Here is a 17045-nt window from a genome sequence, read left to right as displayed (position 1 = left end):
AAATTAAGAATGCGTAATATGTCTTAACCAACTGGTTTTGCAGGAAATAAAACATATGTTCAAAGTAATTTAACATATCGTTCTGATTTAATTAAAAAAATGTTAAAACTTTCTTAAACACCCCGCCATTAAAGTCAAGATACCTTTGCACATCTAATTGAAAGAAACCTCAAATGATCTATTGATATGAAAATCAAAGAGGTTCTTGAATGATCACAAAAAAATTAATCATAAAGATCTTCGGAAGAAATGAAAAAAGTAAAGATTGTACTGGGATTATTGTTTTTAGGGCTTGGGACAATGGCTTATGCACAGACCACGCAGGCTTCTATTGTAGGGAAAGTTACCGGGCCTGGAAGTACGGCTCAGGAAAAAGTGAAAGTAACGATCGTGAATGAGTCTACAGGATTCAGGACGGAAACGGAAACCAACTCAAAAGGGGAGTATATTTTTAAAGAAATTCCTCTTGGAGGGCCTTACACTGTCATTGTAAACGATGATAAAAAAGAAGGTTACAGTGTCAACTTCGGTGATCAGGTTACAGTCAATATGGATCTTGGTAATGAAAAAAGCATTGAAGAAGTAAAGATTACCGGAAACCTTAAAAATAAGATAGGAAACCTTGGAGCTGCAACAGCCATTTCTGCTAAAAATATCAGCATGCTTCCGGTGAATGGACGAAACTTTGCTAACCTTGCTGAGCTGTCCCCATTAAGCGGAAAAGGAGGAAATCTTTCCGGACAGCTAGGATCTTCTACCAATTTTACGATTGATGGAATGACGGCGAAAAACCCAACTTCTGCAGGAGCTACTACCAGCCGAAGCGGTGCCCCTTTCTCTATCTCCATTGAAGCCGTACGTGAATTCAAAATTACCACCAACCAATATGATGTAACATTGGGAAGAAGTGGTGGTGGAACCGTAAGTGCCGTTACCAAATCAGGAACCAATAAATTTTCCGGAAGTGCCTGGGAATATTTAAGAACAAATTGGCTTTCCAGCCCATACGATATCAGAGGAAACAAAAGAGATAATGATTTCTCTACTTCCCAGTTCGGGTTTTCATTGGGTGGACCGATCATTAAAAATAAATTACATTTCTTCGTAGCATGGGATCACCAGTTGGATTCGAGACCGTTGGCTATTGCTGATATCAAATCTCCGGATGATGAGAAGAGATTCAGTACTACCACGCAAACCCTTAATCAGTTTCTGGATATTGCAAGAGCAAAATATGGGGTAGGAAACAGCCCGCAATTCGGAACCTTTGATAAAGTAAGAAACTCTGATGCTGCATTCTTACGTTTAGACTGGCAGATCAACGAAAAAAACTTATTGACCCTAAGAAATAACTTCACCTATGATCTTAATAAAAACGGATTGGGTGATAATACCAATATCAATTTCTTCGAATCTTATGGAAATGATAAAAACCTTGACAACAGTTTATTATTAACCTTAAGATCCAACCTGCAGCCTAATTTAACCAATGAATTAAAGGCTCAGTATCTTTATACTTTCCAGGATAGTTACCAGAACAATCAGTTAGGAAAACCTGTTCCTAGAGCTATTGTGGAAGGTGTAGCTTCAAGTGCGGGATCTACCAATATCCAGATCGGAGGGCACCGTTTCGGGCAGGAAAGCTTTAGAAACAATGTATTCCAGGTGGTAAATAACTTATACTACAATACAGATAAGGTAAAATATACTTTCGGAGCTGATTTAATGTATACAACAGCAAAATCTGTATACGGAAGCGAAGTGAACGGAAGATTCCATTTCCAGGGAATGAGTAATTTCGATGCGATGACTCCTTACAGATTCTACAGGGAAGTTCCACTTGTAGAAGATCCGTCTGTAAGATCCAATATCTGGAATATCGGTGTGTACGGACAGTTTCAGACGAAAATTGCAAAAGGTCTTGATTTAATGGCCGGTTTAAGATTAGACTACGGAGGCTATCCGAAAGCAGAATTCAACCAGAAACTGTTTGATGAAATGGGAATCAGAACGGATAATAAAATCAAATCATTCGTGATCCAGCCAAGATTCCAGTTTGACTGGAACATCAATGAAGGAAATAAAGACTTCCTTAAGTTCGGTGCCGGAATTTTCTCTTCCGATATCAACAATTATATGATCATCAATAACCTTGTATTCGACGGAAAACATTTGGCTACAGTGGATGTAACGGGTAAAGATGTTCCGTTCCCGGACTTCAACAGCTACAGAAATGATTATAACTCTGTTCCATCGCTTTCCCAGTATCAGATTCCAACCATCAACTATACAGGGAAAGACGCAAAAATTCCAATCGTTTATAAAGCGAATATCTCTTACACCCATTTCTTCAATGAAAGGTTCAGAGCAGGAATTGCAGGATATATGGCTTTGGGTAGAAATAATTACTATTACTATGACAGAAACATGGTGGCTAATCCTTTTTTCACCTTAGCTAATGAAGATGGAAGAGGAGTGTTCATCCCTACAAGTGCTATTACCAATAACGCGAATAACAGTGTAAGCTTTGACTGGAAAGCAGGAAGAATCAATAAAAATTTTGGTAGAGTACTGGAATTGGTAAGTGATGGTAAAGTAAACCAGTTCTCATTCGTAATAGATACAAGTTACCGCTACTGGAAAGACGGAGAAATCACGGCAAGTTATACATGGTCCGACATCAAAGACAATACTTCTTATAACGGAAACGTAGCGAACTCAGCAACGTTGTCTACGATGATTCAGAGTGATCCGAGAGACTTAAGAATGACCTATTCGGATAATCAGTTCCGTAATAAAGTAGTGATCTACGGTAACTCACCTACCATTGCCGGATTTACTTTAGGAATCAGATATTCAGGAATCGGAGGTACCCGCTTCTCTGCAACCACAGGAGGAAATATCAATGGTGACTTCGTAGATTCAAATGACCTTGCTTTTATCTTTCCGAACCTTACCAAAGCTATTCTAGATGATCCGCAGGTAGGACAAGCTCTGAAAGATTATATCAACGAATACAACGGTAAAATTGCAGAACGTAACGGAGGTAAAAACGGATTCTATGGCGTTTGGGATGTACGTGTAGCGAAGAAAATAAAATTTGACAAAGTAGGTGCTTTTGAACTTTCTGTAGATATTTTCAATGTAGCCAATCTTCTTAACAAAGAATGGGGGGTAAACAAATCATACGGAAACACCTCTCTGTATAAAGTAACCAAGTTTAACAAGGATACGATGCAGTATGAATACACCAAAAACGTAAGTGGAGGTGGCTTGGTTCCACTATCCGGAAATCCATACCAGATTCAGATTGGAGCGAAGTATTCCTTCTAATTTCTGTTTATGAACCACTGAAGACATAGAAGAATTTGAAACGGCTGATTGGTTTGACATAACCTTAGTTTTAGCCCGAAAATCTTATATGTCTTTGTGGTTTCCATTTTTTAATAACTACCTTTATCAGAAGTTTCATGACTTCTTTTATAAATTATCTAAATTATATTATGAAAAATTTTATCTTAGGGTTAGCAGTTTTAAGTACAGTTATGATGAAAGCACAAACCCAGATCATTGCCCATAGAGGATATTTCCAGGCTCAGCCTCCTACAACGGAGAATTCACTTCAATCGTTGGAGAATGCTCAGAAGTTAAAAGTATATGGATCCGAATTTGATGTGAGAATGACCAAAGATGGTGTATTGGTGATCAATCATGATGAGCACCATGGTAATATGGAAATTTCAGAGGCTTCTTTCAAAGAATTGGGAGCCGTGAAATTATCCAACGGAGAAAACTTTCCTACTTTAAAAGACTATTTGAAACAAGGAAAAAAAGACAAATCTCTAAAGCTGATCGTTGAAATTAAACCTGCCAAGACCCCGGAAATTGAAAATGAGATCACTCAAAAAACGATCAAAATGATCAAAGACATGAAGCTGGAATCTCAGAGTGAGTTTATTTCTTTCAGTCTTAATATCTGTAAAGAGATCAAAAAACTGGCTCCTGCCTTTAAAGTTCAGTATCTGAACGGTGAACTGTCTCCTGAGCAGATCAAAAAAGAAGGATTGGACGGGATGGATTACCACTACAGTGTTTTCCAGAAAAACCCTACCTGGATTGGTGAAGCAAAAGCTTTAGGATTAATCACCAATGCCTGGACAGTAAATGACGTTGCCGTATACGACGAATTGAAAAAACAGGGAATCGGGTTCGTAACCACCAATATTCCTGATCAGCTAAAGAATAAATAACAATTGAATATCCTTCACCAATAGTACAACTGAAGGACAAAATATGAGGGGTGGCAAAAATTCAAAAGAATTTTTGGCGGGTGGTTTAAAAAGACATCTCGGTTAAACCAATAACAATCATAATTTACACAGTCTGCCTTATTTTAAAAGGGCAGACTGTTTCTTTTTAGACACTAAACACATCTTCTTAATAATAGCGAAAGAAAGAGTATAATTGAATTTGTAATATGTTACTGAAAATCAATTGTTTGCGCGTGTTATGTAGTATTATCTCAAGGCAAGACAATAAAGATACACAAATACAACTGCGAAACGGTATTAATAATACTTAATTACTTAAGTATTTGTTAATTAATTATTTATCCAATGTTATTAAGGGTGAATTAATATATTGTTTAATAAATTTTTAAGAAACGTTAAAATTGTGTTAAGGTGATCCTTGTTATGTCGTTCTAATTTTGCGCAAACAAAAAGGAAATGCGTAAAGAGACACAGAAACTGTTGGTTTTGTCGCTGTTAGGATTAGTCAGCGTCAATCTGGCAGCTCAGCAGAAAGCTAAAAAAGATACGATCAAAGGACTTGACGAAGTGGTGGTCACTGCTTTGGGAATCAAGAGGCACGACAGAGCTTTGGGGTATGTTGCAGAAAAAGTAGAAGCCAAAACATTTGAAGAAACCCAAAACAACAACTGGGCACAGTCCATGGAAGGGAAAGTGGCAGGTCTTAAAGTTCAGACAGCCGGTGCAGGGCCTCTTGGGACTTCCAGAATTACCTTGAGAGGAGAAAAATCTATCATGATGGATCATAACTATGCCCTGATCGTAGTAGATGGAGTACCATTGGGAAATTCTACCACAGGTTCCGGTACCGCAGCATACGGAGCTGGTTCCGGAGGTGATGTTCCGATTGATCTTGGAAATGGACTGAACAGCATCAATCCGGATGACATCGAATCTGTAACTGTATTGAAAGGGGCTTCTGCAGCTGCATTATACGGATCCCGTGCCGCCAACGGAGCCTTAATGATTACAACAAAATCCGGTAAAACAAAAAATGGAAAACTGAGGGTAACTTTTAATTCTTCTTCAAGCTTTGATTCCGTATTGAAATGGCCGGACTGGCAATATGAATACGGACAGGGAACTCTGGCAACCAATACAGCAGGAAACTTTTACTACTCTTATGGTCTTTCCGCAGATGGACCGAGCACTGGTGGTACAAGTAGTGCGTTCGGGCCTAAATTTGCCGGGCAGTATTACTTCCAGTATGATCCTAACTTACAGGGACAAAGTAAAGACAGACAGCTGTGGAGACCTTACGAAAATAACATCAAAGGTTTCTGGAGAACAGGTTCTACCTATTCCAACAGCATTTCCGTAGAAAGTTCCAACGAGAAAACAAGTTTCCGATCTTCACTTACTTACCTTAATAACGAGTGGATGATGCCGAATACAGGCTTTGACAGGTTCAATTTCGCCTTATCATTTGCTCATCAGCTTACTAAAAAATTAAAAATCTCAACCAAATTTGCTTATAACACGACTACCAGTGACAATCTTCCTGCAACGGGATACAACAACCAGTCGATCTCTTATTTCATGATTTTTCAAAATCCGAATGTGGATCTTGAATGGTACAGACCCATCTGGAAACCCGGACAGGAGCAGGTAGATCAGATACACCCTTTCAGTTCTTATATCGACAACCCTTATATGATTGCCTACGAAATGCTGAATGGGGTAAGAAAAAAGACCATTACAGGAAATATCACGGCAGAGTATCAGTTTAATAAAAATTTCAGTTTAATGCTGAGGTCAGGACTTGAAATTCTGAACGAAAAAAGAACGACCAAAAGACCGTGGAGTTCTGCCAATTACCTGAAAGGTTTCTACAGAGAACAATTTATCAAGAATCAGGAATATAATAATGATCTTTTATTCTCCTACAAAGCAGATTGGAATAAATTCAGTATTTCCGCATCAGCAGGAGGAAGTATCCGTTATAATGAATACTTGATGACCGATTATCAGGCAATCGGGTTGAAAACTGCCGGTGAGTACAGCCTTACCAATGCGCTTTCTATTCCTGTTAAATATCCCGCGCCTAGAGATAAGCATGTAGACAGTGTTTACGGATTGCTTACGCTGGGATATGACAATAAAATATTTGTAGATGTTACCGGAAGAAATGACTGGAGTTCTACACTTCCGAAGCAGAACAGATCCTTCTTTTATCCTTCGGTGAGTACCAGTTTTATTCTTTCAGACCTATTTAACCTGAAAAGTAATAATCTTAATCTGTGGAAATTGAGAGCTTCATGGGCAAAAGTAGGGATAGACAGTGATCCTTATCTTCTGGATAATTATTATACCGCAAGTAATATTACCGGAAGCGTAGTGGCACCAAGCACTTTTAACAATCCTTCTCTTAAACCAGAGAAGAACACCAATATTGAAGCAGGTATGGATTTCAGTCTTTTCAAAAACAGATTGAACCTTAATCTTACTGCTTATCAGAACGTCAGCGAAAATCAGATTATTCCGGTGTCTCTTCCTTATGAAAGCGGATATTCCAAAAGGGTAATCAATGCAGGAAAAATCCGAAACAGAGGTCTTGAACTATCAGCAGATATCTTAGCCGTTAAAGGTAAAAACTTCTCCTGGAAAGTAGGTGGAAACTGGTCTACCAATGAAAACAGGGTAATGACCTTACCTGAAGGATTTGATGGAATTGTTTCCAACGTAGGAGATGTGGTCTTCTATAAAATGGAAGTAGGTGGTTCACTGGGTGATATGTATGGATTTAAATTATTAAGAACACCAGATGGAAGAGTAATTTACGGAGACAACGGACTTCCCGGAAGACCTGCAGACATTGAAAAAGTAGGAAATGCATTCCCGAAATGGAGAGCCGGTCTTCAGAATGATTTCAAGATTAAAAACTTTACCATAAGCTTCTCATTTGACGGTCAGTATGGAGGTGTTGCTTACTCTCAGTCGCATCATAAAATGTCTGAACAGGGGAAATTGAAATCTACCCTTCCGGGAAGAGATAATCCGGGCGGAATGATTGTAGGAGAAGGAGTGGTTCAGAACCCTGACGGATCTTACAGCCCTAACACAAAAGGAGTAACAGTATCTTCTTATTATGCAGATTATTATAGAAGAGCCAATGTGGAAACCAATAGTTTCAGTACAGATTTTATTAAGCTTAGAGATGCCAGAATTGCCTATTCTTTCCCGAAAGAAACGATTCAGTCTTTAGGGCTGGATGATCTTACACTTGCTATTTTCGGAAAGAATCTGTGGATGTGGACCAAGTTTCCAATGTTTGATCCCGAAGTAGCTACATTGGATAATGCGACTATCACTCCGGGAGTGGAAATGGGACAGCTTCCTACTGCAAGGACAGTCGGGTTTCAATTAAATCTTAAATTCTAAAATCTTTAAAAATGAAAAAAATAATCATACATCTTGCCTTGACTGTTTCTGTTTTTATGCTTCAGTCCTGCGACAGAACATTCGAGGAAATCAATACAGATACCAGCAAGATCAAAGATCCGTCAGTAGGAAGCCTTCTTGCACCTATTCAATATGAAATGGGAAGTTATGGATATAACAGAGCCGATGATTTTACCTTTGATATCATGCAGATCGCTTTAGACTTTCCGAGTGAAGGTAATACCTACAGCAGATATTATATGGACGAAAAAAGTGGTAACGGCTATTGGAATACTTCTTATAAATGGCTGAAACAGGTAAGTGATCTTCGGAAATATGCCACAAAAGAGCAGAATAATAATTATCTGGCCATATCGATGGTTTTAAATGCCTGGATTGCCTCAAACCTTACCGATGCATTCGGAGACGTTCCTTTATCAGAAGCGGTGAAGATTGAAGAAAATATTTTGAGACCGAAATATGATAAACAGAAAGATATTTACATCCAGCTTTTAAATGATCTGAAAACAGCTAACACATTATTTAATACAACACAGGCACTCACAGAAACTGATTTGTTTTACAATGCCAATACCAACAGCCAGACAGGAATTTTAGGATGGAAAAAATTCTGTAATTCATTATCGTTAAGATTACTGACCAGAATTCTAAGCAGAAACGGAGAAGTAAATGTATATGAAAGAATTCAGGAAATTGTCAACAATCCGGCTCAATATCCCATTTTCCAGAATAATGCAGACAGTGCTGTATTACCGCTTTCGGGGGTATCTCCATACTTACCACCAATTGCCCGTCCACAGGATTTCACGGCATACAGATCAGCAGGTGAGTTCTTTGTGAATGCGATGAAAGACAATAACGATCCAAGGATGAGTATGTTTTTTACGAAAGCTAAAGCCACCACAGGAGAAGATCTTGGTTATAAAGGAGCTCCTTCAGGATATGCGTTGGGAACAGCTTTCAACTATCAGCCTTCTAACCTTAACCAAAATTTAGCAAAAGCACCTTTAAAGATTTTAATCATGACCTATTCTGAAGTTCAGTTTATCCTGGCAGAGTTGGTCAATAGAGGAATTGTTGCAGGAAATCAGCAGGTTTATTACGAAACAGGGGTGAAATCTATTATTGAACAATGGGGAGCAACCGTTCCGGCTAATTATTTCAGCAATACAAAAGTGGCTTACGATGGTTCTCTTGAAAAAATTATGCTTCAAAAATATATTTCCCTGTTTTTTGTAGATCATCAGCAGTGGTATGAATTCAGACGTACAAAACTACCTGTATTGCCTAATAACGGCGGACTTCAGAACAGCGGACAGATGCCTGTAAGATTTATGTACCCAACCACGACAAAAGTGATGAATGCTGATAATTACAACGCAGCTGTACAATCTATGGGAGGAGACAATATCAATATAAAAATGTGGTGGAATAAATAATAACCTCAATTGAAAAATTTAAAAATAATTTAAAGATTTAAAAATGATGAGTATCAGTATAAAATTTTTAATGCCTTGTATGTTGGTTTCAGCAATGGCATTTTCACAAACTTCTGTTTCAGGATATGTTTACGAAGACAGCAACAAAAACCAAAAGAAAGAAAACCGCGAGAAAGGAATAGAAGGTGTATCTGTTTCCAATGGTGTTCAGGTGGTTCTTACCGATAAAAACGGAAGATACAGCCTGCCGGTTCAGGAAGATCAGACTATTTTTGTGATCAAACCTTCAGGTTATCAAACGGCTTTAAACGCAAACAATCTTCCACAATTCTACTATCATCATAAACCAAAAGGTTCTCCGGCAGATTTTAAATACAAAGGAGTAGCTGCCACAGGAGATCTTCCTAAAGAACTGAATTTCCCGCTTTACCCACAAAAGGAAGATAAAAATTTTGATATCCTTGTTTTTGGTGATCCGCAGCCTTACACAGAAAAAGAACTGGACTATTTCAAAAGAGGAATTGTAAACGAAGTGAAAAACACCAAGAAAAATGCTGTGCTGGGAATCAGTCTGGGAGATTTGGTAGGAGACAACCTAAGCCTTCAGAAACCTTATGCAGATGTAATGAAAGAAGTAGGATTGCCTTGGTATAACGTAATGGGAAATCATGACATGAACTATGATGCAAAAGAAGACAGGCTTTCTGACGAAACATTTGAATCCAATTTTGGCCCTGCCAATTATTCCTTCAATTATGGAAACGTGCACTTCATCATTCTGGATGATATTCTTTATCCGGATCCGAGAGATGGCAAAGGATATTGGGGAGGATTCCGTGAAGATCAGCTTCAGTTCATCGAAAATGATTTAAAACTGGTTGACAAGAATAAATTGATTGTCATTTCCTTCCATATTCCATTAGAACATAAAAACGAAGACAACTTTAGAAATGCAGACCGTCAGAAATTATTTGATTTCCTGAATCCATTTCAGAATGTCTTGCTTTTATCCGCACATACGCACATCCAGCAACAGATTTTCTATGGAAAAAAAGCAGGCTGGAACGGAATAAAAGAACTACACGAATACAACGTAGGAACTACTTGTGGCGACTGGTATTCTGGAACACCTGATGATGCCGGACTCCCTACTTCCACTATGAGAGACGGAACCGCAAAAGGGTATTCATTCATCAGTTTTACAGACAATCAGTATAAAGTAAAATACAGAACAGCCGGAAAACCGGAAGATTATCAGATCAAATTATATGTTCCGAAAGTGATTCCATCCTCAAGAACCTCTGCTAAAGTATTGGCTAATTTCTTCATGGGAAGCAAAAATGACAAAGTAGAATACAGAATAGACGGTGGAAAATGGGAAGAAATGGAATACGATGAAACGATAGATCCAAATTTTGCCCTTTCCGTTTTCAAATGGGATACTACAGAGAAAATTCTTCCGGGAAGAAGACCTTCCAACCCTGAAATGTCAAAACACATCTGGGAAGCAGATTTTCCTAAAAAATTGTCATTAGGAAAACATAAAGTTGAGGTGAAAGCGGTCGACATGTATGGCAATGAATTCTCAGCTTCAGAAGAATTTGAAGTTCAGAATGCCATTCAGATTCCTTAAGCATTTTATTTTTTTACTATACCTTTTTTTAGATTTTGAAACCGGTTCTTATGAGCCGGTTTTAATTTTTATTGAAGGTTCACAAAAACCATTAAAAAACTATTAAATCCTTGTTTTCATCGCCTCATAAAAATGTTCTTTCGTAACTTTGTGGTAAGAAAAGTATCATTACTATGAATATAAATGGAAAAAATGCCATCGTAACAGGTGGTGGAAGAGGACTAGGGAAAGCTGTAGCATTAGCTTTAGCCAATGAAGGAGTAAACGTTGCCATTACAGGAAGAAACGAGGAAAACCTTAAAATGACGGTTGAAGAAATCAAAAAATTGGGCGTGAACTCAGCCTACGCAGTTTTTTCTGTAGACAATGAAATTCAGGTAAAAGCTGGAATAGAATCTTTGGCAGAGCAATTGGGAGGAATTGATATTCTGATCAACAATGCAGGAATCGGGGACTTTGGTTCCATTGAAGAAATGCCTTCTGAAACATGGGAGCAGGTGATTAAAACCAACTTGTTTGGAGTATATTACGCAGCGAAAGCAGCTCATCCATTCATGAAAGCTAAAGGTGAAGGAGATATCGTAAACGTAGCATCTACCGCAGGTCTGAAAGGAGGCCTGAATATGTCTGCATATGCCGCTTCAAAAGCAGCTGTAGTATCTTTATCACAGTCGATGATGGCAGAATGGAGAAAGCAGAATATCCGTGTCATCACTTTGACTCCAAGTACCATTGCTTCTGATATGAGTATTCAGGGAGGGCTTACAGACGGAAACCCTGATAAAGTATTACAGCCGGAAGACTTTGCAGAATGGGTAAGAGATATCCTGAAAATGAACAGAAGAGCATTAATTGCAAACGGTTCCATTTTCTCTACGAATCCATAATAAGGTTTAAAATTTAAAGTTCAAGGTTTAGAGTTTAAGGTTCTCGGTTTAAAGTTTAAAGCTTTCAGCAAAGAACGGTTAATCTTCATTGGATAATAAAAATTCAATAGGAGCGGGCTTTAGCCCGCTTTATTTTTTACGTTTTTATTAGGCTTTAGCCAAAACTTAGAATCTTTCACATCTCAAAAAAATCTACATAGTCTTAGATAGAAAAAATAAGTTTTGGCTAAAGCCAATGGCATTTGTCATGATTTTTAAGACCTCCCTATTGAATATATTATGCGCAATCATCTGTGTCATCCGTGCAACAAAAGAATAGCATTCATACAATATAAGCTACTCCCAAAATGTCATTCTGACGAAGGAAGAATCTTATTAGTCGTTTAAAGATGAGATTCTTCACTACATTTCATTTCATTCAGAATGACAAGCTCCGAATTACTTAATTTTCAAGACTATTTTTCAAAAAATCTGTGTCATCCGTGCAATCTATGGGATAAAAATTCCATAAATAAACTTTCCCATAGTATCATTCAAAAAAAAATAAAAAAAATCTCCGGTTTCAGCCAAAAATCCTTCCATCATTTTTTTAACCGTAATAACATTAGTATTTTTGCAGCAAATTAGTCACATGCAAAATTATTTAGAATTCAATTTCAAGATTTCTCCATTGCAGCCTTGGAATGAGATATTAATGGCAGAGCTTATAGAAATAGGTTTTGACAGCTTTACAGAAGAGATTGACGGAATTTTAGGATATATCCAGACAGAATTGTTTCATGAAGATCACTTGAAAGCACTTCCGATCTTTGAAAACGAAAATGTAAAAATCGAATATTCTTTCGAAGAAATGCCAAACATCAACTGGAATGAGGAATGGGAAAAGAATTTCTCTCCAATTAATATCGATGATAAAGTATTGATCAGAGCAGAGTTCCATGAGTCTGTACCGGGAATGCATGAAATTATCATTCAGCCTAAAATGTCTTTCGGAACAGGACATCACCCAACTACCCATCTGATGATCCAACAGATGATGGATATTGATTTCAATGGTAAAAAAGTATTGGATATGGGATGTGGAACTTCTGTATTGGCCATTTATGCAAAACAACAGGGAGCAGGAGATACAAAAGCCATCGATATTGACGAATGGTCAGTAGAAAATTCAAAAGAAAATATCGTAAGAAACAATGTAGAACTGGATATTGAACAGGGAACTGCCGAAAATTTAGGAAAAGAGAATTTTGATATTATTTTAGCCAATATCAACAGAAATATTTTGATTTCAGATATTCCAACTTATGTTTCAGTGTTGAATAAAGGAGGAAAACTATTGCTTTCAGGACTATGTTTCTTTGATGTAGATGATATCCTGGAAGTATGCAAAGAAAGCGGACTTGAGCTGAAAAAGCAATTGCAGCGTGAAGAATGGGTAAGCCTTCTGCTTGAAAAATAACACACCAAAAAACAAAATATAACTATGAAAACTTTAGGGACAGCTTTATTTTTACTGATGCTGCAGTTTTTTACAGCGCAGGAAAGTGAAGTATATGCAGATGGAGTCTTTGGCTTTGAGGAAAATAAAACCCAGAAAATTTTTACTGACTGGACTCGTGTGAGACAGGATCCCGGAGTGAATGCTCAGATTGTAGATTCGCTACAGACCAATCAGCAGGTTATGATTCTTAAAAAAGAGAATTTAGTCCTGAAATTGGGAGAAAGAAATGCTAACTGGTATAAAACCTCTTATCAGAAGGGAGAAAATACACAGGAAGGGTATATCTGGGGTGGTAATCTTTGTGTAGGTTATCGTAACAAAAACGGGTATGATTTCCTTTTTGGACTTTCCAAAACCATTGATAGGAAGAATAAGGAATTCAATGAGATCGAAAAACAGAACATTGCCGGAATAAAAGTAATGGAAGGAAATATGCTTATTGATGAGGTGTATTTCGACACAGGAAGAGGAGAAGAGTTGAGCTCTGCATCTTTCAATATTGAAAGTGGTCATAAACTTCAAAATGTTGAATTTACTTTAAAAGCAATGGTTTCCGGAGAAGCATGTGGAATTGCCAGCTATGATCAGTATGTTCTTTTTAAAGATAAAAAACTAATTACCCTACCACAATTAATGAACGTAGGGGATGCCGGTGCTTTTTATCACAGTGAAGAATATATTTTTCCTAATGGTAAAGGAGGAATTCCCAACGCATTTATCTTAAAAGTGGAAGACATGGAAGTAGATGAGAAAGACAGAGAGAAGAAGAAAAGCTCTTCCAAAACTTATCTTTGGAACGGAAGTTCTTATAAACTGAAATAGTATATTCGGAATATATTAGAGGCTGTCTCACTTTTGAGACAGCCTCTTTTTTGTTTTTATAAAATTTTGCAATTATGTATACATTTTAAAGGTTAATAAGTTTTTGTTTATTTTTTTTCTTTTTAATGATATTTCAGTAGAATGTAGAGAAACGTTATAAAAATAAACCAAAAAAGGGAATGTATTTAAAAGTCCTAACCAGTTTTTTTGTTTTTTTAATATGCATTGTATAGTATTAAATTCTCTTTTTTGTGATTTATTGGTTTAAAAAATTAATGTAATTTGATTAATTATATCTAAAAATATGATTTTTATTAAATAGTTATTTTTTTGTTATGGATTTGTTTTTATTTGTTTTTATTTTGCCGCTATAGTAATATTTTAATAAAATTATTGCGTTTTTATGGTTGATAATGATTTATTTTTGATTTTTTTATTTGTGAATTTAATTCATAAATAGAGATATCATAAGAGATAGTTGCAAGGGTGTAATTGGGTGTTCAGATGAAGACTTTCTCTTTAAACTTTATTGAATCGAAAAAGTCCAATAATATTTGGTGTATAGATTTGTTGATTAAGATATTATTTTTTTAAGAATTTTAAAATATTGAGTATGAGTTCTTATTGAAGAACTATAAATGAAAAAACGTTTGAACAGCGCTGTATTTATATATAATTAATCATTAAAATTTTAAAAAATGAAAAAAAGAATCCTTTTTAGTGCATTATTTACTTTTTCTGCTTCAGCTTGTTTCTTTGCACAAACAGAAACTGAAAGAAGAGAAATAACAAAAAAGTACGATCAAAAAACATTACAAAACTTATTTAACGATTTTTCTGAAAAATCTAAACAAAATAAGGTAGAGGCAGTTGCATATGCAAGAAAAAATAACCTTCCTCTTGTAATTGAAGAAAAAGATGGCTCTGTTTCAGAGTTGATGAGAATTGATGAGAATGGTACACCTATTTATTATTCAACTAAGAATGTTGATGCAGCAAAATCTACAAGAGCAAACCACCTTAACACGGGAGGGTCTTTAGGGTTAAATCTTAATGGTGAAAACATGATAGTCGGAGTTTGGGATGGAGGAGCAGTGCGCAATACTCATGTTGAATTTGGAAATAGAGTTACCAGAAAAGATAATGGAACATTTAATGCAGTTCTTAATAGCAATCATGCAACCCATGTTGCGGGAACTATTGGTGCAGCTGGAGTAAGAGCCACTGCCAAAGGAATGGCTTCTTCATCTCAGATTGAATCTTATGATTGGACTTCTGATGCAGCTGAAATGACAGCCGCTGCTACTGGAGGACTTTTATTGTCGAATCACTCTTATGGGTTGAGATCTGATTCAGTACCAGATTGGTATTTTGGAGCCTATATAGATGAATCAAGTAATTGGGATGCTATTTTGTTTAATGCTCCTTCTTACCTTGTTGTAAAAGCATCAGGAAATGATGGACTTAATAGATATAGGGATGCTGCTGGGGTTTTGAGAATTCTCAACGAAAGCCCTATGGGAGGAGCAACAGACCTTTATGATAAATTAACAGCATCGGCTGCATCCAAAAACGTTTTAGTTGTTGCTAATGCAGAAGATGCTAATGTTGATGTAAACGGCAATTTAATAAATGTAGTTATTAACAGTTCAAGCAGCCAGGGGCCTACAGATGATTTAAGGATTAAACCAGATATTACCGGTAATGGGACTGAATTAACATCTCCGGTTGCGTTTAATGGAAATGTTGCTAGTAATAACACCTATGGAATTATGACAGGTACATCAATGGCATCACCCAATGTGACTGGTACTTTGTCTTTGGTACAGCAACATCATAATAATGTTCAGGAGAGGTATATGCTGGGGGCTGAACTCAAAGGATTAGCTTTGCATACGGCTGACGATGCAGGAGTAGTAGGACCTGATGCAATGTTTGGATGGGGATTATTAAATGCAAAGAAAATGGTGGAGGTTATTAATGGAAAAGGTAAGAATTCTATTATAGATAATAAAACATTGAATAATAATGCAACAGAGTCACTTATAGTACAGTCAGACGGTATTAATCCTTTAACTGTTTCCATATCATGGTATGATAGAGCTGGGGCTATTCAGACATCAAACCAGCTCAATAATAATGCTGTAAAAAGACTGGTGAATAATTTGGATCTTAAAGTGACTCGTAAAAGTGATAATACAGTTTACAGACCATGGGTGCTTACGTCTCGATCTACGAATGCCAAAGCGGAAAATAATAACGATAATTTTGAAAGAGTAGATCTGGGTGTTGTACCAGCTGGAGAATATGTTATAGAGATAAGCCATAAAGGAGCTTTAGTAGGGGGTTCACAAAATTATACATTGATTGTAACAGGGAAGGCAGATTCTGGAGTAGTTACTCCTGAGACTCCATCATGTATTAAAGCATATGAAGCTAATGAAACATTATCTACCGCTGCAGCTATCAATGCTAATGAAACAATTTCTGCAGCCATAGGATCTGGAACAGATAAGGATTTTTACAAGTTTACTATTGGTAATGGAAATCTGGTTGCAAAGTTAAATGGCCCGATTGGTGTAGATTATGATCTTTATGTTTATAATGCCAATGGAAGTCTCCTTGGCAAATCTGAAGGAGCTACAGCAGTTGAAAGCGTATCTTTAACAAACGTATCAGCAGGTACATACTATGCTAGGGTTATCGGATATAATGGAGCTAATAGCACTACTTGTTATACTTTAAATATTAATGCGAATGTATCCAAAGTTTCTTCTGCAATTGCAGATAGGGATATAAAAGGTACTGATATTGGTCTTTATCCTAATCCGGCAGATAAGGAAATCAATGTAACAAACTCAAAAGATAATGAGGCTTACATAATCTATGATCTTGCGGGAAAAGTGATGCAGCAAGGACAGCTTAAAGAAAGTAAAATTAATGTTTCCTCTTTAGTTAGTGGTAGTTATTTATTAATGATAGATAAAAAAAGCTATAAGTTTATTAAGAGATAATACATTGCTTTATTATTTGGTAAGGCTGTCTTTAAAA

General features: G+C 36.7%; 9 protein-coding genes. All 9 read left to right on the top strand.

Annotated elements, in window-relative coordinates; translation table 11 throughout:
- Nucleotides 1-249 precede the first annotated feature (249 nt).
- Nucleotides 250-3333, top strand: coding sequence for a TonB-dependent receptor (locus CQ046_RS21360; protein WP_105704211.1), 3084 nt, complete (start codon nucleotides 250-252; stop codon nucleotides 3331-3333).
- Between the two features lie 170 nt (nucleotides 3334-3503).
- Nucleotides 3504-4250: a glycerophosphodiester phosphodiesterase family protein gene (locus CQ046_RS21355; protein WP_105704222.1), complete on the top strand. Its 747-nt coding sequence runs from the start codon at nucleotides 3504-3506 to the stop codon at nucleotides 4248-4250.
- A 477-nt stretch (nucleotides 4251-4727) separates the two neighbouring features.
- Nucleotides 4728-7691: a SusC/RagA family TonB-linked outer membrane protein gene (locus CQ046_RS21350; protein ID WP_105704210.1), complete on the top strand. Its 2964-nt coding sequence runs from the start codon at nucleotides 4728-4730 to the stop codon at nucleotides 7689-7691.
- Nucleotides 7692-7702: 11 nt separating this feature from the next.
- Nucleotides 7703-9151, top strand: a complete 1449-nt coding sequence (locus CQ046_RS21345) for a SusD/RagB family nutrient-binding outer membrane lipoprotein (protein ID WP_105704209.1) — start codon at nucleotides 7703-7705, stop codon at nucleotides 9149-9151.
- Nucleotides 9152-9221: 70 nt separating this feature from the next.
- Nucleotides 9222-10784 carry a calcineurin-like phosphoesterase C-terminal domain-containing protein gene (locus CQ046_RS21340; protein WP_105704208.1) on the top strand — a complete coding sequence of 521 codons (1563 nt, stop codon included), beginning with the start codon at nucleotides 9222-9224 and terminating at the stop codon, nucleotides 10782-10784.
- A 173-nt stretch (nucleotides 10785-10957) separates the two neighbouring features.
- Nucleotides 10958-11671 (top strand): 3-ketoacyl-ACP reductase, encoded by a 714-nt coding sequence (locus CQ046_RS21335; protein WP_105704207.1) that lies wholly within the window; start codon nucleotides 10958-10960, stop codon nucleotides 11669-11671.
- Nucleotides 11672-12302: 631 nt separating this feature from the next.
- Entirely contained in the window at nucleotides 12303-13130 is an 828-nt protein-coding gene (gene prmA / locus CQ046_RS21330; RefSeq protein ID WP_105704206.1) for a 50S ribosomal protein L11 methyltransferase, read from the top strand.
- Nucleotides 13131-13154: 24 nt separating this feature from the next.
- A complete protein-coding gene (locus tag CQ046_RS21325) occupies nucleotides 13155-13994 on the top strand; it encodes an SH3 domain-containing protein (RefSeq protein WP_105704205.1) in 840 nt (279 codons plus the stop codon).
- A 698-nt stretch (nucleotides 13995-14692) separates the two neighbouring features.
- The gene (locus CQ046_RS21320) at nucleotides 14693-17008 is read left to right on the top strand and encodes a S8 family serine peptidase (RefSeq protein ID WP_105704204.1); all 2316 of its coding nucleotides are present in this window, start codon (nucleotides 14693-14695) and stop codon (nucleotides 17006-17008) included.
- The last annotated feature ends 37 nt before the right edge of the window (nucleotides 17009-17045 follow it).

It is taken from the genome of Chryseobacterium sp. MYb7 (assembly GCF_002979455.1).
Classification (GTDB): domain Bacteria; phylum Bacteroidota; class Bacteroidia; order Flavobacteriales; family Weeksellaceae; genus Chryseobacterium.
Note: the sequence above shows the minus strand (reverse complement) of the source record. Positions and strands in the feature narration are given on the sequence as shown.

Bases quoted from the DNA above. Each gene is read 5' to 3' on its own strand.
- CQ046_RS21360 (WP_105704211.1), top strand. From the start codon at position 250: ATGAAAAAAGTAAAGATTGTACTGGGATTATTGTTTTTAGGGCTTGGG.
- CQ046_RS21355 (WP_105704222.1), top strand. From the start codon at position 3,504: ATGAAAAATTTTATCTTAGGGTTAGCAGTTTTAAGTACAGTTATGATG.
- CQ046_RS21350 (WP_105704210.1), top strand. From the start codon at position 4,728: ATGCGTAAAGAGACACAGAAACTGTTGGTTTTGTCGCTGTTAGGATTA.
- CQ046_RS21345 (WP_105704209.1), top strand. From the start codon at position 7,703: ATGAAAAAAATAATCATACATCTTGCCTTGACTGTTTCTGTTTTTATG.
- CQ046_RS21340 (WP_105704208.1), top strand. From the start codon at position 9,222: ATGCCTTGTATGTTGGTTTCAGCAATGGCATTTTCACAAACTTCTGTT.
- CQ046_RS21335 (WP_105704207.1), top strand. From the start codon at position 10,958: ATGAATATAAATGGAAAAAATGCCATCGTAACAGGTGGTGGAAGAGGA.
- prmA (WP_105704206.1), top strand. From the start codon at position 12,303: ATGCAAAATTATTTAGAATTCAATTTCAAGATTTCTCCATTGCAGCCT.
- CQ046_RS21325 (WP_105704205.1), top strand. From the start codon at position 13,155: ATGAAAACTTTAGGGACAGCTTTATTTTTACTGATGCTGCAGTTTTTT.
- CQ046_RS21320 (WP_105704204.1), top strand. From the start codon at position 14,693: ATGAAAAAAAGAATCCTTTTTAGTGCATTATTTACTTTTTCTGCTTCA.